Genomic DNA, 19824 nt, shown 5'->3' with positions numbered 1-19824 from the left:
CGATGATATGAAACACGAAGACATTTTAAAGTAGATCTCAAGAGAGCTGTCGGGTGGTGCAAGGCAGCGATCGAAACTCCGGTGTCGTTAAATGTGGGCGGGTAATGCCGCACGGGTTCATGGCCGTTATCCATGCAGAGCGTGACAAATCTTTGTTGAACTTGGGTGGTACCGCGGAACCAGAGCCATTTCGTCCCAAAATATGGATGAAGTGGCTCTTTTTATATACCTAGGAGGAATTTTAGATGCTCGATATCAAGAAGATTCGTAAAGACCCTGAATTCTTTAAGCAGAAGCTGGCAACGCGCAACGTTGATCCAAAAGACATTGACGAAGTATTGGCCCTGGATGAAAAGCGGCGTGAACTGCTGCAGCAGACCGAAACGCTGAAGGCTAAGCGTAACGCGGCCTCCAAGAAGATCGGTGAGGCCAAGCGCAACCATGAATCAGCCGATGACGCGATTGCCGAAATGCGTCAGGTTGGTGAAGACATCAAGAAGCTGGACGTTGAGGTCGAAGAAAACGACGCGATCTTAAACGACAAGCTGGCGCACCTGCCAAACGTACCGCGTGATGGCGTGCCAGTTGGTCCTGATGAAGACAGCAACCGTGAAGAATACAAGGTGGGCGAGCCGACTAAGTTTGCCTTTGAGCCTAAGCACCACTGGGACCTGGGCGAAAAGCTCGGTATCCTGGACTTCGACCGGGCAGCTAAGGTTTCCGGCGCGCGGTTCGTCTACTATGTCGGCTTGGGTGCTCAACTGGAACGGGCCGTCTACAACTTCATGCTGGATGAACACATGAAGGAAGGCTACACGGAAGTTCTGCCGCCATACATCGTCAAGGCTCAATCCATGTACGGTACTGGTCAGTTCCCTAAGTTTAAGGAAGGCGTCTACCAGGTCAATGGCGAGGACATGACGCTGATTCCAACGGCGGAAGTGCCTTTGACCAACTACTTCTCTGGTGAAGAGATCCCAACCGATAAGCTGCCAGTATACGTAACGGCGCTGTCGCCATCGTTCCGTTCTGAAGCTGGTTCGGCTGGTCGGGACACGCGTGGCCTGATCCGGATGCACCAGTTTAATAAGGTTGAAATGGTTAAGTACGTTAAGCCAGAAACCTCATTTGACGAACTGGAAAAGATGACTAAGAATGCCGAAAACATTCTGCAAAAGCTTGGCCTGCCATACCATGTCATTACGCTGTCGACTGGGGATATGAGCTTTACTTCAGCAGAAACGCATGATATTGAAGTCTGGATGCCAGCTCAAGACAAGTATCGTGAAATCTCCAGCTGCTCGAACTGTACTGATTTCCAAGCTCGCCGGATGCACATTACCTACCGTGACGAAAACGGCAAGCTGCAGCTGGTCCACACGCTGAACGGTTCTGGTTTGGCGGTTGGCCGGACGGTAGCCGCAATTTTGGAAAACTACCAAAACGAAGACGGTACGGTAACGATTCCAGAAGTACTGGTACCTTACATGCATGGCATCACCAAGATCACGCCAGAAAACGCGGTGCCATTCAACTACCTGCACAAGTAAAATCCGATCAGCGGTCGCGTTTGGAGTCTGCTGAGAATGTCTGGTAAACTAGAGACAAAGAAAGTTTCAACCAAGCCAGACACGGAAAAAATAAAGCCCCTTGCCGTGTCGGCTTGCTGCACGGAAAAGGGGCTTTATTAGTGCTTTAGAAAGGGTGCATATTTATGCCACGCCAATCAATCAAGCTCAAGTGGCTGTTCATGGCGAGTCTGCTTAATAATGCCGGCGCCGCGATGCTTTGGCCATTGACGACGATCTATGTGCATGAGTACTTGAACAAGTCGATGACGGTCGCGGGCTTGGTAATCTTTTTCAGTTCCATGGGGATGATGTTTGGCAACTACCTGGGCGGCTGGCTGTTTGACAACTGGAAGCCTTACGCGGCCGCGGTAATCACCGTGACGGTCGCCACTTTGGGAAATATCTTGATGATTTTCTTTCATGGCTGGCCGATGTTTCCGATTCTGCTGGCCGTGATCTGCTTTGCGGACGGCTCGGGACTGACCGTGATCAATTCCTATGGCTCGGCCGTCACGGGACACACTGCCCGCTATGTCTATAACATGCTGTACATGGCGCTTAACGTGGGGGTCGTAGTCGGGACGCTATTGGTCGGGACGCTGTTGGACCTGGGAATCGAGATTGTCTTTATCGTAGCCAGCGTCTGTTACGGTGCCTACCTTTTGATTACGGTGCTGCACTTTAACGTTGACGTACGGCCTAAGGCAACGGTTAAGAACCAGCAGGCCGCGGCAGTTAAGAGTCCACGTCACAACGTCCACATCGTCTATGCCTACTGTCTGTGCCTAGTAACGGTCTACCTCAGCTATGCCTTATGGGAAAGCGTCATGTCGGTGCACATTACCGATATGCATATTCCATTCTTTGCCTACAGTCTGCTGTGGACGATCAATGGGGCCGTCATCGTTTTGGGCCAGCCCCTGGTTACCAGACTGGCCGACTATCTTTCGGTTAAGCGGCAGATTATTATCGGGATTGCGATTTTTGCCATCTCGTTTCCGCTATTAATCTGGGTACACAGTTTTGCGATGTTTGTCGTTGACTTTGTGATCCTGACGATTGGGGAAATGGTCGGGATTCCTTCCGTGCCAGCCTATATCGATGTCTTGACCGTTGCTGAGGAAACCGGTAAGTATCAAGGAATGCCCAATGTTGCCATGTCGATTGGCCGGGCGCTGGGACCAGTGTATGGCGGTTGGGTTGTTGACCAGGCTGGCTATAACTTCTTGTTTGTTTCGGTCTTTGTCATGATGCTGGTGACCTGGCTGTATGCGATCATGGTTTCCCGACGCTCGGTCAAGGTAATCAAGTAAAAATGTCTTGTCGTGCTTAGGTACGGCAAGGCATTTTTTTGTGTTTGCCTTATTTTGGCATAGATAATGACAGCTATCGAAAATTGACGATCCCGGCAGCAACTGTCGACGACTATAATATAAGTAGAAATGAAATCGTTTTCGGAAAAGGAGTGGATATTTAGAAGGGAAGGCGATTGCAATGACGAATCCAAAGGTACGGGATAATCAATTAAGCTTTGCCGGGCTGGTTGCGATCTGTGTCAGCGCCATGATTGGTTCGGCAATTTTTGATCTGCCTAAAAACATGGCGACGGTTGCGGGGGCAACGGCGCAGATTCTGGCCTGGATTACGACGGGGATCGGCATGTGGCTGATTGCCGAGGTTTTTATGATCCTAAGTGCCGTGAAGCCAGATTTGACGGCTGGGATGTATGATTATGGCGTGAAAGGTTTTGGTCCGTTTGTCGGCTTTTTGACCGCGTGGGGATATTTTGTCTCCAACTGTGCGACCAATGCGGCGTTCGCAGTACTGGTCATGAACACGCTCAACTACTTTTTCCCTGGTACGTTTGCGGGCGGCAACAACTGGCCGTCAATGATCGGGGCCTCGCTTTTGACTTGGGGAATGACGGGCCTGACCTTAAAAGGCACCAAGTCTTCCAACCGCATGCAGAAAATCGCGATGACGCTGCTGATGATTGTGATTACCGTCTTAATCGTATCCTTAATGGGCAACTTCAGCTGGGAGAAATTCACGACTGACATGCAGGCCAACGTGGTGATGCCATCCGTGCACAATCTGAATCTGGGCAGCGTATCTCAGCAGACGCTGGCCACGATGATGGTTACACTGTGGATGTTCAGCGGGATTGAGGGAGCAGCGGTCATGGCGGGCCGTGCCAAGAAGCGCAGCCAGGTCAGAATGGCAACGATGGTCGGGTTCTTGATCTGCATTACGATTGATATTTTGATCAGCCTGCTGTCACTGGGAGTCTTCTCATATGGTCAGTTGATGCGGCTGGCCTCGCCTTCTACGGCCGCGATCCTGACCAGTATCTGGCACAACGTCTGGGGCCGCAACATCATCAGTCTGACCTTGATTTTGACGGTGCTGGCCAGCTGGATCTCTTGGCTGGAAATGATCTGTGAGCTGCCGCAGCATGCCGCCGAACAGGATGGCACGTTTCCGCGGGCATTTGCCAAGACCAACGCCAACGATCAGCCGGTGTTTGCCATTTTGGTTGCCACGGTAACGATTCAGGCCATTATTCTGATGGCGCATTTTGACGGCCAGGCCTACGAAAAGCTGCTTTTAATCAGTGCGGCGACAACTATTCCGCCTTATCTGGTTGCTGAGGCCTACCTGTTTAAGATCGCCATGTACCATGAATACAGCGGCCGGCATCATCCAAAACGGGGCATGATCATCGCGGGCTTGGCCTTTGTCTACACGCTGCTGATGGGCGTTTCTGCAGGCTTAAAGTACACGGTGGCCGAATTCATCGTCTACCTGGTGGGGATGCCAATGTATCTGTACGCGCGTCGTCAGCATGGCCAAATCGTCTTCAGTCATGCTGAAAAGATTCTGGCAGCCGTGATTATCGTCATTGCCGTTTTGGGAATCGACGTTTTAATGGGGCTGATCAAACAGCCGTTTATGACGCTGCTTTCCTTGGGCCATTAGAGACTAAAAAAGCTTTGCGCGAGTTGTGCAAAGCTTTTTTGATTCAGTTAGGCAAAGTAATCCAGCCCCATGGCATGCCGCACTTCCGCCAGCGTTTGGTTGGCAACCTCATTGGCATCGGCACAGCCTTGCTTGAGCATATCGTAAACGGCTGGAATGTCCTTGGCAAATTCTTCGCGGCGTTCCCGAATCGGCTTAAGCTCGTTGTTCAAGACTTCAAACAGGTAGCGCTTGATCTTAACGTCGCCCAGACCGCCAGCTTGGTATTGATCCTTCAATTCCTGCACGTGTTCTTTGTCAGGGTCGAAGATGTCTAGGTAGGTAAAGACCACGTTGCCTTCAATATGACCAGGATCTTCAACGTGAATGTGAGTTGGGTCGGTGTACATGGACATGACTTTCTTTTGCAGCGTCTTTTCATCATCGCTCAAATAGATAGCGTTGCCCAGCGATTTGCTCATCTTGGCATTGCCGTCTAGCCCAGGAATTCGACCTTGTCCTTTTGGTGGGAAAATTCCTTTTGGCTCAACCAAAACGTCGCCATAGATATTATTAAATGAACGGACAATTTCCCGTGCCTGTTCCATCATTGGCTCTTGGTCATCGCCAACTGGTACCAGCTCACACTTAAATGCCGTGATATCAGCTGCTTGACTGACAGGGTAGGTTAAAAAGCCGGCAGGAATCGAACGGTCAAAGTTCTTTTGCTGAATCTCGGCCTTAACGGTTGGATTGCGTTCCAGTCGCGATAACGTAACCAGATTCAAGTAATACATATTAAGCTCGGATAAAGCAGGAATCTGGGACTGGATGTATATCGTTGACTTGGCTGGGTCCAAACCGACTGCCAGATAGTCTAATGCAACTTGAATCAGACTGTTGTGAATCTTTTCGGGATCACGAGCATTATCGGTCAAAGCCTGTTGGTCGGCAATCATGATAAACATATTATAGTTGCCGCTGTTTTGCATCTTCACCCGTTCTTTTAATGAACCAACGTAATGGCCAATGTGCAGCTTACCAGTTGGCCGGTCGCCGCTTAAAACGACTTTTTTGCTAGGATCAAACTTCATAAGAAAAACTCCTTTCAGCACCTAAAAAAGACCGCCCTCTCCAAACGAGAATAGGACGATCTTTGCCGCGGTGCCACCTAATTTAGGGGAAAGCCCCTCACTTAAATGCTTTTGATTCAGTTGTCGGCACCGCTCCATTTCGCTTAGCCGCGATCCCTCTCAGCATTTGGAATCTCTCTGTCATTGGCCTGACTACTATTGCACCGTGCATGATAGCTATATTATAACGCGAAACCAGCTGCCTGGGTCAACTACTTCTTTACCATATTAGCAGCAACGCGTCTTATTCATAATCTAGGAACTGCTGTCTCGAATTATGAAGCTACTTCTTTACCCGTGCCAGCCAGTAGCGCTTCTTACCCTTGCGCACGATCACGAATTTGCCGTCAAAATGCGTGCTTGGATCGATTTCGGCATTCTCGTCGGTGATCTGCTCGCCGTTGATGCGGATGGCGCCGTTCTTGACGTCTTCGCGTGCCTGACGACGGGAAGGCTCGATCTTGGTGTCGTCAACCAGCCACAGGATAATGTTCTGCTTTTGGTTGGCAACCTCAACGGATGGCATGTTCTTAAAGCCTTGTTCGATCTCACTGGCAGACAGTTGGGCAACGTCGCCGGAGAACAGGGCTGCTGTGATGCGTTCGGCTTCTTCGACGGCTTTTTCACCGTGCACGAACTTCGTAACATCGCGTGCCAGTGCCTTTTGGGCCGCGCGCTTCCATGGCTCGGTCTTGACTTTTTCAGCCAGTGCGTCGATTTCTTCCTTGCTCAGGAAAGTAAAGTACTTCAGGTATTTAACGACATCGCGGTCATCCTGGTTGATCCAGAATTGGTAGAACTCGTATGGCGTCGTCTTTTCCGGATCCAGCCAGACTGCGCCGCCTGCCGTCTTGCCGAACTTGGTGCCGTCTGCTTTGAGCATCAGTGGAATCGTCAGACCAAAAGCTTTGGCGTCGGGACCTTCAATCTTATGAATCAGATCAATCCCGGAAGTAATGTTGCCCCATTGATCAGCCCCGCCGATCTGCAGGTGAACGTCATTATGCCGGTAGAGATGCAGGAAGTCGATGGACTGCAGGATCTGGTAGGTAAACTCGGTGTAGGAGATCCCGGTTTCCAAACGGCTGGCTACGACTTCTTTGTTCAGCATCGTGTTTACGCTGAACAACTTGCCGTAGTCGCGCAGAAAGTCGATCATGCTCAGTTTGGACAGCCAGTCATAGTTGTTGACGATGGTAAAGTTTTCCGTCCCGAACAGCTTGATCATCTGGTTGGTCAGAGCCTTAACGTTGTGCTCCAACTGTGATTCCGTCTGCAGGGTCCGTTCGGTTTTGCGCCCGGATGGATCCCCAATTGCACCGGTCCCACCCCCGATGATGATAACGGGATGGTGGCCGGCCAGCTGGAATCGCTTCAGCATCATAAATGGAATCAGATGGCCAATGTGCAGGCTGTCGCCGGTTGGGTCAGTCCCGCAGTAGAGGCCGATTTTTTCGTTTTCCGTCAGTTCGCGCAGGCCTTCCTCGTCAGTTACCTGATTAACGGCACCGCGCCAGGTCAGTTCATCAATAATATTCATTTAAATACCTCCAAAAAATGTCATGAGGAACGAAAAACGTCCCAGAACCGCTTAACGGCTCTGGGACGAATTGCTCGTGGTACCACCCATCTTCGTGCATGACGCACCTCATTGACTTCAGTTCAGCGACGTTGCTGCAGGATTGTAATTCGCCAAACGACTGTGTACCGGTTTTCAGCTGTGCCGGTTTTCTTTGAACAGGGAGTCGCTGCCTACTGAGTTCCTGCGCGTCTTAATTAGGGGTATTTAAACATAAATTTGTGCAAAAAGTCAAGTCGCTTAAGAATGTTAAATCGGCAACGGTTTCAAAATTAAAAGTTAATAGTTGCCAAAAATTTGGTTAGGTGAATTTTAGATTTAATTAATTAAGTTTTCTGGAGGATTTACCTTATTTAATTAATTTTAGTGGCCTAATAATATTAATTGTTCATGGTTTTGTGACGATTATATTTCTTTTTACATTAAAAAGGTGATAAAGTATTCAGTACGCGAATATTAATAAACGGTTAGAAAATAAGTAAAAAGGAGTGAGGAATTTGAAGAAGTCATGGTGGCAACGCACAATCATCAGCTGCGCGGTAATGCTGATGACCACGTTCGCTGGATTATTTGTCAATAAGCAGGTGGCGCATGCCGAACAGACCTACACGATCGGGGTTGTCGACACCTTTGCTCCCTTTGAAATTCAAAACAAACAAGGGACTTATACCGGCAAGAATCCCGGCATTGAACCAGAAATGATTCGAATGATCGCTAAGCACGAGCATTTCAAGTATCGATACAAGATCATGAGCTTTAACGCCATTCTGCAGGCCATGCAGTCTGGTCAGATCGATGCCGGTATGGGTGGGATGAGTGTTACCGATGAACGAAAGGCAACAATCGACTTTTCAACTTCCTACTACAAAGATGGAATCGTAATGGCGGTCGGCAAGAACAGCAAGATCACCAAGATGAGCCAGCTGAAAGGCAAGACGGTTGACGTTAAGTCTGGGGCTGCCGGTGCCTTGTATGCTGAATCCATCAAGGACAAGTACGGCTTTAAGATCAAGTACTTTACGACTTCCAACGCGATGTGGAACGATGTTAAGAGCGGCAACGGGGCGGCTACGTTTGATGACGGTCCGGTTCTGCAATACGGGATCCGTAATGGCATGCCACTGAAGATCGTTACTAAGCAGATCAATGCCACGCCAATCGCAATCGGCTTTAAGAAGGGACAAAACAAAGAGCTGCAGGCCAAGATCAACGATGGGATCAAGTGGATGCAAAAGACTGGTCGGATGCAAAAGCTGATTGACAAGTACACTAAGGGCAGCGGTACGAAGACTGAAAGCAGCAAGGACCGGACGATCTTTGGCTTGATCAAGAACAACCGCAAGGCCCTCTTGACTGGTCTTTGGGAAACGATTGAACTGACGATTATCGGTTCGCTGTGCGCGTTGGCATTCGGTCTGGTACTGGGTGTCATGGGCATCGCGGAAGGCAAGTTCTGGAAGGGCCTTTCCAGCACGATCATCTACATCTTCCGTGGGATTCCAATGATGGTTTTGGCATTCTTCATCTACATCGGGCTGCCAAACCTGACTGGTCAAAAGATTCCGCTGTTTACGGCTGGGATTTTGACTTTGATGCTTGATGAAGGGGCCTATGTCGGTGCTATTGTCCGTGGTGGTTTTGAGGCTGTTGACGTTGGTCAGTGGGAAGCTGCCCGCAGTCTGGGTCTGCCATACTCCAAGGCACTGGTTAAGGTTATCGCGCCACAAGGACTGAAGATCATGGTGCCATCTTTGGTTAACCAATTGATCATTACGCTGAAGGATACCTCGATTCTTTCGGCAATTGGGGTCATGGAACTGACGCAGACCGGGACCGTCATCATTGCCCGGAACATGGAAGGATTCAAGATGTGGCTGATCATCGCCGTAATGTACATGATCATCATTACACTGCTGACTTGGCTGTCGAATTACGTTCAAAAGAGAATGGAGGCATAGCATGGACAAGCAATACAAGGTACAAGTCAAGGACCTTCACAAGAGCTATGGCGAAAATGAGGTCTTAAAAGGGATCGATCTTGCCGTTAAGCCAAGTGAGGTTGTCTGCATGATTGGGCCTTCTGGTTCGGGTAAGAGTACGTTTCTGCGCTGCCTGAACCGCTTGGAAGTGCCAAACAGCGGTCATATCTACATTGACGGCTACGACATTGCCGACTCGAAGACTGACATCAACCTGGTGCGTCAAAACATTGGGATGGTGTTCCAACACTTCAACCTGTTCCCCAACATGTCGGTAATTGACAACATCACGCTGGCACCCGTGGAACTAAAGAAGATGAGCAAGGAAGAAGCACAAGAGGCCGCGCTGCATTACTTGGATATCGTTGGCTTAAAGGAAAAAGCCAACGTCAATCCCCGGACGCTTTCTGGTGGACAAAAACAGCGGGTGGCAATTGCCCGGGCTCTGGCCATGAAGCCGGATGTGATGCTGTTTGACGAACCAACCAGTGCCCTTGACCCAGAAATGGTTGGTGACGTGCTGGGCGTTATGCAGGACCTGGCCAAAGAAGGGATGACCATGATCGTCGTCACCCACGAAATGGGCTTTGCCAAACGGGTGGCTGATCGCGTGGTATTCTTCCATGACGGCAAGATCCGAGAAGATGGTACGCCAGAACAGATCTTTGACCATCCACAGCACCCAGATACCCAGAATTTCCTTAACAAAGTCTTAAACGTTTAAGGGTTCGTTCGATATTTCTGGATTTAATGTTTGACAAACGTTATAAAATCGTTATAATGATTAGTAACTTTTAATTATTGGTCGATTTACAGAGACCCGCTGCCCAGCTGCAAGCACGGGATCGATCTTATGGCATCAACGTTGAAATGAAGGGTGGTTCCTCTATCGACTGCTAGAGCGGCGGGCATATAAGATGTCTGCAAGATGGGTGGAACCGCGTTGAAAAACGTCCCTGACACAAGCTAGTGTCAGGGACGTTTTTATTTGCGTCAGTGTTGCCACCCTCCTGTACAGGAATGTTTGTCATTGAGAGTTTTACAGGAGAAAAAGTATGGATGAACAACAAGAACAAAAACTATCGCGGGCGCTGAAAAGCCGTCATATCACGATGATTGCCATTGGTGGGGCAATCGGGACCGGGCTGTTCTTAGGTTCGGGGACGGCCATTCACGCTGCGGGTCCTTCGATCATTTTATCTTACCTGATCGTGGGAATCTTCTGCTTCTTTATGATGCGGGCCTTGGGTGAACTGATTTTAGCTGATACTACCAAGCACTCGTTCATTGATTCGGTCAAGGAATACCTGGGCGACCGCATGGAATTCGTGGCCGGCTGGACTTACTGGTCTTGCTGGCTGAGTCTAGCAATGGCCGATCTGACCGCAACTGGGATCTATCTGCGCTACTGGTTCCCTAATCTGCCGCAATGGATCGGTCCGTTGGTCATCATCGTCTTATTGATGCTGGTCAACATGATCAACGTGGGGCTGTTCGGTGAAATGGAGAGCTGGTTTGCAATGATCAAGGTGATTGCAATTCTGGCCCTGATCGTAATTGGTTTGGTAATGGTCTTCGTTCACTTCCCAGTCAAGGGTTCTGACCCAGCCTCATTTAGCAATCTGTGGTCGCACGGCGGCTTCTTCCCGAAAGGCGTCCTGGGCTTTTTGATGAGTTTCCAGATGGTTGTCTTTGCCTTTGTCGGAATTGAAATGGTAGGTCTGACGGCTGGTGAAACCAAGGATCCCAATAATGACATTCCTAAGGCAATCAACACGCTGCCAGTACGGATTGGGCTGTTCTACATTGGTTCGATGATTGCCATGATGTCCGTTTACCCATGGAACATGATCAAGACGACTTCCAGCCCATTTGTTCAGCTGTTCCAAGCCGTGGGGATTCCGGGGGCTGCTGCAATCTTGAATTTCGTAGTTTTGACGGCGGCAATGTCAGCAACCAACAGTTCGATTTTTAGTACCAGTCGTTCACTATATGCTTTGGCAACTGGTCACAACGCACCGCAAAAGTTTGCCAAGCTGAGTAATCAAGCTGTGCCAAACAATGCTTTGCAGTTCTCGTCATTGATTCTGTTTATCGTCGTCATCTTGAACTACATCATGCCAGCCGGAATCTTTAATATTGTTTCCGGGGTCTCAACGATCAACTTTGTCTTTGTCTGGCTGATCATCTTGTGGTGCCACATCGTTTACCGCAAAAAGCATCCAAAAGGCGTGGCTGCCTTCAACATGCCCGGCTTCCCATTTACCAGCTGGCTGACGATCATCTTCTTTATCGGTGTTTTGGTAATCCTGTTCTTTGTTAAGTCAACGCGTTTGCCGCTGTTGATCAGCTTTGTCTGGTTTATTGCACTGTTTGTCGGCTATACCATCGTTGACAAGCGCAAGCAGGCCAAAGATTAAAAAGATTTTATACCAAATCAAAAAGCCTGTTTAGATCATTTAATTTAGACGAAAAAAATTGGATAATCGTATAATTAAGATAGCGCTTCCATTGGCTTGATGACGCGGTTTGAGTTGACTTTTAAATGTAGGGAATTTATAATAAAAGCATGGAAGAAACCTCATCCGTTGCAAATGTAAAAGTATCCGGCAATCGCCTTTAATCTGGGCGATGGCAGCATAACACACCCCACATCACACAATAAATTGAATTTCCTGAAGAAAGCTTGTTAACTAACTAAATTAGTGGCCGTATCTAATGTACAACCTTATTTGAGAACGTCGACAACTGAAGTTGCATGAGATCTCTTGGCATAAAGAGACCAGATTAAGTAAGCAAGGTAAATAATCGAGTTTTGATATTAAGTATGGCAACGGCAAGCGCTTCTTCCCCCAAGGCCTGGTGAATATTCACCGGGTCTTTTATTTTGCACGTTTTAGTATGGCATCAAGACCAGTGCGGATTGATCGTGAGATATCGCTAGAGCTGGGGCATGGCAGGTGTCCAGCCAATCGAGCAGTACCAATCTCGCTGTTTCATTAAAGCCATAACAGCATCAGAAGTGACAGCAAAGTCGATCAATTGCGCTGGAGAAAGCGTTTGAAATCCGCTGCCAAAGCCGGTAAACTGACAGCAACAGCAACAGCAACAGCAACAGCAACAGCAACAGCAACAGCAACAGCAACAGCAACAGCAACAGGTCATTTTCATGAGGTGTGATGTCAAAAGCGGCTCAAAAGCCATGGAACAGTAGTACAAAGATAGAGCCGCGATTACTGATCCAGAGCAGCTGCGTGAAGATAGAGCAGTGGTGGCTGATCCAGAAAGGCTGCGCGAAAGGAGGAGTGTGATGGCTGATTCAAACAAAATCGGCAAGTATGAACTGACGGCTTTGATCGTGGGCGCGACGATTGGCTCGGGAATCTTTGGCGTCAACAGTGATCTGGCCAACGCGGCGGCACCGGGACCGGTAATCCTGGGCTGGCTGATCGTCGGCCTGGGCGTGTGGTGCCTGATTGCCGCGCTGAATCATCTCTTGCTCCGCTACCCCAAGCAGGACGCCGGAATTTTTGCGTACGCGGGGCTTTCGTTTGGGCCGCTGGGCGAGTTTATTTCCGGTTGGGCATACTGGCTGGCTTCATGGCTGGGCAACCTCGCCTTTGCCACGATTGCAATGAGCGCGCTGGGAACGTTTTGGCCAGTTTTTCAAGGTGGTCAGAACCTGCCGTCGATTCTGCTGGCCATGCTTTTGACGATTGGTTTTACCGTGATCGTCAGCTATGGTGTTGAGGCTACCGCGCTGCTCAATTTAATCGGTACGCTTGCCAAACTCATACCATTGCTGATCTTCACCATCGTAGCGGCATTGGCGTTTCATTGGTCGACGTTTGTCAATAACTTCTGGGGCGCGGCTGCGCAGTCTTCCCGTCCCATCCTGGCAGTTGCCGATCAGGTCAAAAACTCGATTATGGTGATGATGTGGCTGTTTATGGGCGTGGAAAGTGCCTCGGTCATGGCGCACCGAGCTAAGCGTCAGCGAGATGCCGTCGTGGCTTCATTTGGCGGCTGGCTGATTCTGCTAGTCGTCTACCTGCTGATCTCGCTGCTTCCTTATGGCGTAATGACGCGCGCGCAATTGGCTGGGGCCGCGCAACCGGCGATGGGTACGATTCTAAGTCAGTTGGTTGGACCCTGGGGCGCGGCTTTGATCAGTTTGGGATTGATCGTTTCGGTACTGGTAGCCTGGCTTTCGTGGACGATGCTGCCGGCGGAGGCGTTTTTGATGATGACTAAAGACCGAGTGCTGCCGCGTTCGTTTGGCAGGCTCAATTCGCATCATGCCCCGACGACCGCGCTTTGGGTAACGGCGATCGTTCAGTGCCTGTTTCTGTGCTCGCTACTGTTTACGACCTATGCTTATCGGTTTGCCTATACGCTGGGGACGGCTGCGGGACTGATCGTCTATTTCTTTGTTGGACTGGCGCAGATTAAAGATGGCTGGCAGCAGCGTGCTTATGGTCAGTTAGTAATTGGCATCCTGCTGACGATTTTTGAGCTGTTATCGATGGCTTTGGCTGGCTGGCGGCAGGTGATGATTTTATCGCTGAGTCTGCTGCCAGGCTTTCTGATTTATTGGCAGGCTCGGCGCACGCGAAAGCTGAGACTTGCCAAAAACGAATGGCTGGCGATGGGCTTGATCAGTATTTTGGCTGTTGTTTCGTTGGTTTTGATTTTGAACGGTACGATTCCGATCGAATAGGGGGAAAATTTATGGTTGAGATTGCTCCATTTGGCGTGGAAGCCTGGTTGAACAAGTGGGAAAAAAGCGCCCGCTACGATATTTCGCAAAGCACGATCGCTTCATTGACGATGGATGAGCTGATGAATCTGGATGGTCATCATGGCGCGGAGTTTTACGAAATGCTCAATGCCCAAAAGATGAACTACGGCTGGATTGAAGGCTCCCCCAGCTTTAAGACCGAAGTTGCCAAGCTCTATCGCCACGTGGATCCGCACAACATCCTGCAGACCAATGGCGCGACGGGAGCAAATCTCTTGGCGCTCTACAGTCTGGTGGAACCCGGCGACCACGTGATTGCTGAATATCCTTCCTATCAGCAGCTCTATGACATTCCAAAATCGTTGGGGGCCACGGTCGACTATTGGCAGATTCATGAAGCCGCCAACTGGTATCCCGACATTGAAGAGCTAAAGCAGCTGATGCGCCCTGATACCAAGCTGATCTGTCTCAATAACGCCAACAACCCGACCGGCACCGTCTTAGACCAGGAATTTCTACAGCAGGTGGTTGACCTGGCAGCTCAGGTTGGCGCCTATATCTTGGTTGATGAGGTCTATCTGCCATTAGATCAGCCAGAAAAATTCGTTTCAATCGTGGATCTGTATGACAAGGGGATTGCTACCAACTCGCTTTCCAAGACTTATTCGGTTCCCGGCATTCGGATTGGCTGGACGGCTGCCAACGCCGAACTGACCGAGCGCTTCCGCAAGTATCGCGACTATACGATGATCTGCGGCGGGGTCTTTAATGATCTAATGGCTACCTATGTCCTGCGTCATAAACAACAGGTTCTGGCGCGCAATCGAAAGCTGGTCATGAGCAATCTGCAAATCTATCAAGAGTGGATTGCCAATGAGGAGCGAGCCAGCGTGGTCATGCCGCAAGCCGTTTCGACCTCGTTCCCCAAGCTGGATGTGCCGGTTGACATTCATCAATTCTGCGAGCAGCTGCTGGCTGACCAGGGCGTCTTGCTGGTGCCAGGGGATGCATTTGATACGCCAGGCCACGTCAGATTGGGGTATTGTGCCCCGCAAGCTACGTTAAAAGAAGGGCTGAAACGACTCTCGACAGCTTTGCATCAATACGACTGATTAACGACTTTGTTCAATTTCAAACGATTGTATTTTTCACTAATTAGCGCTGTTTTAAAAGTCAAAGCGATTTCAGCGTGGTATACTAAAGATCCTTGGCAGGGGCAGCGGGGCTGACTACTACTTAATTGTAAGTGGTTACAGTCTCGCTTTTATTTTGCATTATCAAATGGTCTATAAAAAAACATATGAAGCTTTAAACGTTTTACCAAAGAAATCAGAAAAAAGTTTGTGAAATTTGAATCACACTTCTTTAACAAATTTTTAAGTTTTGCCTTGATTTAAAACGGTTTACTTCCGAACAATACTGGTAACGGTTTCATAGTTTCACAAAGTTGATAAATGTATGCGGTTTACAGTTTTACAAAAGATGGGTATATTATTATGGCACGCAAGATTTTCTCAGTTCGACTGCAATTATTCCGCTATTCTGAGATACTGAGAAATTGCGATTGAGAAAAAGTTAGATTCAGTTTTTAAGAAAGGTGTTATATCCATGTATCTTGCAATTAACATTCTTGGGTTGCTTGTCTTCTTGGGTATCGGTTTTCTGTTCTCTAAGGACAAAAAAGCGATCAACTGGAAAGCAATTGCTATCATGATTGTATTGAACCTGGTCCTGGCCTGGTTCTTGACTGGTTCAGCTGCTGGTCGTGCCGGCGTTAAGGCCGCTGCCGACGGTTTTGCTTGGATCGTCAACATTTCTGCTAAGGGTACTGTCTTTGCCCTGGGTGGTTGGTACAATGTTAAGAACCTGAACTTCATCTGTTCTGCATTGATGCCAATCCTGATGATCGTTCCACTGTTCGACATCCTGACTTACATCGGCTTCTTGCCATGGATCATCAAGTGGATCGGTAAAGGTCTGTCATTCATCACGGGTCAACCAAAGTTCGAATCGTTCTTTGCCGTTGAAATGATGTTCCTGGGTAACACGGAAGTTCTGGCCGTTTCCGGGATGCAAATCCGTAAGCTGACCAAGGCTCGTAACCTGACTATCGCCATGATGTCCATGAGCTGTGTTACTGCCTCGATCCTGGGTGCCTACATCCAAATGATGCCTGGTCAATTTATCCTGACTGCCGTTCCAATCAACATCGTTAACTCACTGATTGCTACCAGCCTGCTGAACCCAGTTACGGTTACTGAAGCAGAAGACACGATTGAAAAAGTTGGTAGTTCTGAAGACGGTAAGAAGGAACCATTCTTCAGCTTCCTGGGCGACTCCATCCTGGGTGCCGGTAAGCTGATCCTGATCATCGTTGCTAACGTTGTTGCCTTCGTTGCCCTGGCTGCTCTGATCGATGCCATCCTGGCTCTGTTCTGGAAGCAATTGTCTCTGGAAAGCATCCTTGGTGTGATCATGTTCCCATTTGCTTGGCTGCTGGGTCTGCCTGTTCACCAAGCATGGATGCTGTCACAAGACATGGGTATGAAGCTGGTTACGAACGAATTCGTTGTTATGGGTGAAGTTACGGGCAAGATTGCTTCTTACCCACACCACCTGCAAGCCGTTCTGACCACGTTCGTTACTTCCTTTGCCAACTTCGGTACGCTTGGTATGATCATTGGTTGTTTCAAGGGTATCGCCGACAAGGAAACCAACGACTACATTGCTCAAAACATTGGCTACCTGTTGCTGTCTGGTATCTTGGTATCACTGCTGTCTGCAGCCTTTGTTGGTCTGTTCGTTTGGTAAGATCTACGACTGCATGCGCTTAACGCGTTTTGCCAGTCAAAAGGGGCTGGCCGTCCATTCCGGTTGGCCCTTTTGTTTCCCAGAAAAGTAAAAGCGCTTACTGACGCTTGATTGTAATTTTAAGGAGGAATTCATGATGACGACTAAGATTATTATGGACACTGATCCTGGTATTGATGACGCAGCTGCTTTGACGATGGCAATCAACAACCCTGAAATCGACTTGAAGCTGATCACGGCGGTTGCTGGTAACGTTTCGGTTGACAAGACGACGGCCAACGCACTGAAGATCGTTAACTTCTTTGGCAAGCGTGACGAGATTCCAGTTGCAGAAGGGGCCAAGGAACCTTTGATCAAGCCATTTGAAGATGCAGCTCGGATTCACGGTGCTTCTGGGATGGAAGGCTACGACTTTGGTAATGACTATGGTGCACCAATTGAAAAGAGCGCCGTTCAAGCTCTGCGCGATGCCATCATGGCTGAAGACGAAATCACGCTGGTGCCAACTGGTTCCTACACCAACATTGCGCTGCTGTTCAAGGAATTCCCAGAAGTTAAGAGCCACATCAAGCAAATCGTTGCCATGGGTGGTTCCCTGACTGGCGGTAACATGACCAGTGTTGCTGAATTCAACGTCTTCACTGATCCTCACGCGGCTGAAATCATGTACAAGTCTGGTGTGCCAATCGTAACGGTTGGTCTGGACGTTACGCTGAAGGCCTTGCTGACGCAGGACAGCCTGAACGCCATCAAGGACATGAATGAGACTGGTAAGATGCTTTATGGTCTGATCAGCCACTACAACGATGTCAGTGCTGAAACTGGCGGTCACCCAATGCACGACGTCAACACGATCTTCTACCTGCTGCACCCTGAAGCATTTACGACTAAGGATGTCTGGATTGACATTCAAACTGATGGTCCAGCAATTGGTGCCATGGTCGGCGACATTCGCGGTGCCTACCACGATGGCAAGACCAACGCCAAGGTATGTGTTGACATCGACGCGGCTGCCTTTAACAAGTGGTTTGTTGAAGAAGTCAGCAAGATGCGCTAAAACCAAATAATCATCTGGAAACTGGCTGCCCAGGTTTCAGATAAAAAGCCGATTGATTCGCCAAGCGCGTTTCAACCGGCTTTTTGCGTCTCTTGATCAAGCGCTGGAAATGATTCGATAGCGTTGTTGGACACGGGCTGCCAGCGGGTTTATCGGGCTGATGCGACGGCATTTAAAAATCCGCTGTAAATCGTTGGATCGCTTGAAACAACGGCTTTTTTGGGGTAAAGTAATGGAGTATGTGAAACATCTTCCTGTTTCACAAAGGAGGATTTATGACACCGGAAGAATTTCGACGGGCACTGCAGGATCACGGTATTGAACTGACTGATTCTCAGATGACCCAATTTGCGATTTATTATGAAGATCTGGTGGCCACCAACGAACACGTTAATCTGACGGCCATTACGGATCAAAAAGAAGTTTATCTCAAGCATTTTTATGACTCATTGACGGGAGCGCTGGCCGAACCTCGTCTGCAGACTGAAGCCCTGACGCTTTGCGATATTGGTGCGGGTGCTGGTTTCCCTTCACTGCCGCTGAAGATTGCCTTTCCACAGCTCAAGATTACGATCGTGGATTCACTGAACAAGCGGATCAAGTTTTTGGCCGATCTGGTTGCCAAGCTGGGGCTAACCGACGTCAATCTGATTCATGATCGCGCTGAGACCTTCAGTGCTAAAAAGAGTCCCTACCGCGAAAGTTTTGACGTGGTTACGGCGCGGGCAGTGGCGCGACTGGCGGTTTTAAGCGAGCTTTGTCTGCCAGCGGCTAAGGTTGGCGGCGAGTTCATCGCCTATAAGGCCAGTGCCGCTAAAGACGAGCTGCAAAAAGGCGGTAAGGCGGTCAAGGTACTGGGCGGCCAGGTTGAGCACACCACCAAGCTGACCCTGCCTGGTACGGATGAGGAACGTAATCTGATCGTAATTGAAAAAGTTGCCGCCACGCCGAAAAAATACCCTCGGCGGCCAGGACTGCCTAACAAGCAGTCAATTGAGTAGAAAAGAGGATTGAGACATGGCATTTTCACTGTTTGGCCTTGGCAAGCACCAGGGAACCGCCAGCGAAACCAAAAATCAAGTCGTTGAGATTCCGGTTGCCGCCATTGTGCCTAACCAATACCAGCCCCGGAAGGTTTTTGACCAAACCGAGATTCAAGAGCTGGCCCAGACGATCAGCGAGCATGGTCTGCTGCAGCCAATCGTCGTGCGGGAATTTCGACCAGGCGAATACGAGATCATTGCTGGTGAGCGGCGGTTTAGAGCCGTTAAGCTGCTGCAATGGGAAAAGATTCCGGCAATCGTTGAAAAGATGACTGACGCGGAATCAGCTTCATTAGCGCTGATCGAAAATCTGCAGCGCGCCCAGCTGAGTCCGGTTGAAGAAGCGCAGGCCTACAAGCAATTGATGGAGTTCAACCATCTGACCCAGGCAACGCTGGCCAAGGGAATGGGCAAGAGCCAGTCGTTCGTGGCCAATAAGCTGCGGCTCTTGAAACTGATCAAGCCCGTTCAAAACGCGATTTTGGATGGCCGGATTACCGAGCGTCACGGCCGAGCCCTGCTGAGTCTGGATGAGGATCAGCAGCGCATGCTTTTAATGGAGATCGTCAACCAGCATTGGAACGTTCGCCAGACTGAAGATGCCGTGGCACAGATGCTGGGCAAGCCAACCAGTGCGGAAAAGGCCGCGCAACAGGCTGTCCAACAAGATGCTGCTAGTGAGAACATGGCCCAGGCAGCTGGCGAAACAACGGAAACTGATGTCACGACTGATTCAGCAGCTGCGAAAACACCGGCCAAAAAGAAACGGGCTAAGAAAAAGCAGCCCAAATCAATCAAGGTCAGTGACCCACGGATTGCCGTCAACACGATCAAGCACTCCATTAAGTTGGTCAAGGACAGCGGCGTGGCAGCCAAGGTCAGTGAAAAAGACACGGCCGATTCATATGAGATTACCATTCGCATTCCGAAGCACTAAAGGAAGGACTGGCGA

14 protein-coding genes are annotated in these 19824 nt (G+C 49.4%); 12 read left to right on the top strand and 2 right to left on the bottom strand.

Annotated features, from left to right (window positions below):
* The first annotated feature begins 245 nt into the window (after positions 1-245).
* The 3 genes from serS (at position 246) to hdcC (ending at position 4550) form a co-directional block, all read left to right on the top strand.
* The gene (gene serS, locus FC47_RS04340; protein WP_006499291.1) at positions 246-1550 is read left to right on the top strand and encodes a serine--tRNA ligase; all 1305 of its coding nucleotides are present in this window, start codon (positions 246-248) and stop codon (positions 1548-1550) included.
* Positions 1551-1714: 164 nt separating this feature from the next.
* A complete protein-coding gene (locus FC47_RS04335) occupies positions 1715-2884 on the top strand; it encodes an MFS transporter (RefSeq protein WP_056968104.1) in 1170 nt (389 codons plus the stop codon).
* Positions 2885-3065: 181 nt separating this feature from the next.
* The gene (gene hdcC / locus FC47_RS04330; protein WP_056968102.1) at positions 3066-4550 is read left to right on the top strand and encodes a histidine-histamine antiporter; all 1485 of its coding nucleotides are present in this window, start codon (positions 3066-3068) and stop codon (positions 4548-4550) included.
* A 47-nt stretch (positions 4551-4597) separates the two neighbouring features.
* Here the strand turns inward: hdcC and trpS are convergent, their stop codons facing one another.
* Together trpS and tyrS are read right to left on the bottom strand one after the other, a co-directional pair.
* Positions 4598-5623 (bottom strand): tryptophan--tRNA ligase, encoded by a 1026-nt coding sequence (gene trpS, locus FC47_RS04325; RefSeq protein ID WP_056968100.1) that lies wholly within the window; start codon positions 5621-5623, stop codon positions 4598-4600.
* Between the two features lie 322 nt (positions 5624-5945).
* Positions 5946-7202 (bottom strand): tyrosine--tRNA ligase, encoded by a 1257-nt coding sequence (gene tyrS / locus FC47_RS04320; RefSeq protein WP_056968098.1) that lies wholly within the window; start codon positions 7200-7202, stop codon positions 5946-5948.
* Positions 7203-7783: 581 nt separating this feature from the next.
* Between tyrS and FC47_RS04315 the strand changes: the two genes are divergently transcribed.
* The 9 genes from FC47_RS04315 to FC47_RS04275 all read left to right on the top strand — a co-directional run bounded on the left by FC47_RS04315 (position 7784) and on the right by FC47_RS04275 (position 19809).
* Entirely contained in the window at positions 7784-9199 is a 1416-nt protein-coding gene (locus FC47_RS04315; protein WP_056968146.1) for an ABC transporter substrate-binding protein/permease, read from the top strand.
* A gap of 1 nt (position 9200) precedes the next feature.
* The gene (locus tag FC47_RS04310; protein WP_056968096.1) at positions 9201-9944 is read left to right on the top strand and encodes an amino acid ABC transporter ATP-binding protein; all 744 of its coding nucleotides are present in this window, start codon (positions 9201-9203) and stop codon (positions 9942-9944) included.
* A 331-nt stretch (positions 9945-10275) separates the two neighbouring features.
* The gene (locus tag FC47_RS04305) at positions 10276-11640 is read left to right on the top strand and encodes an amino acid permease (RefSeq protein WP_056968094.1); all 1365 of its coding nucleotides are present in this window, start codon (positions 10276-10278) and stop codon (positions 11638-11640) included.
* 890 nt (positions 11641-12530) lie between these two features.
* A complete protein-coding gene (locus tag FC47_RS04300) occupies positions 12531-13940 on the top strand; it encodes a basic amino acid/polyamine antiporter (protein WP_056968092.1) in 1410 nt (469 codons plus the stop codon).
* Between the two features lie 11 nt (positions 13941-13951).
* Positions 13952-15073: an aminotransferase gene (locus tag FC47_RS04295; protein ID WP_056968090.1), complete on the top strand. Its 1122-nt coding sequence runs from the start codon at positions 13952-13954 to the stop codon at positions 15071-15073.
* Between the two features lie 496 nt (positions 15074-15569).
* Entirely contained in the window at positions 15570-16772 is a 1203-nt protein-coding gene (locus FC47_RS04290) for a NupC/NupG family nucleoside CNT transporter (protein WP_056968088.1), read from the top strand.
* 136 nt (positions 16773-16908) lie between these two features.
* Positions 16909-17829: a ribonucleoside hydrolase RihC gene (rihC, locus tag FC47_RS04285; RefSeq protein WP_034541196.1), complete on the top strand. Its 921-nt coding sequence runs from the start codon at positions 16909-16911 to the stop codon at positions 17827-17829.
* Between the two features lie 275 nt (positions 17830-18104).
* Positions 18105-18830, top strand: coding sequence for a 16S rRNA (guanine(527)-N(7))-methyltransferase RsmG (rsmG, locus tag FC47_RS04280; RefSeq protein ID WP_056968086.1), 726 nt, complete (start codon positions 18105-18107; stop codon positions 18828-18830).
* Between the two features lie 16 nt (positions 18831-18846).
* On the top strand, positions 18847-19809 hold the full coding sequence (locus tag FC47_RS04275) for a nucleoid occlusion protein (RefSeq protein ID WP_056968084.1): 963 nt from the start codon (positions 18847-18849) through the stop codon (positions 19807-19809).
* The last annotated feature ends 15 nt before the right edge of the window (positions 19810-19824 follow it).

This window comes from Limosilactobacillus mucosae DSM 13345 (assembly GCF_001436025.1).
Taxonomy (GTDB): domain Bacteria; phylum Bacillota; class Bacilli; order Lactobacillales; family Lactobacillaceae; genus Limosilactobacillus; species Limosilactobacillus mucosae.
This window is presented reverse-complemented; position numbering and strand designations above follow the sequence as displayed.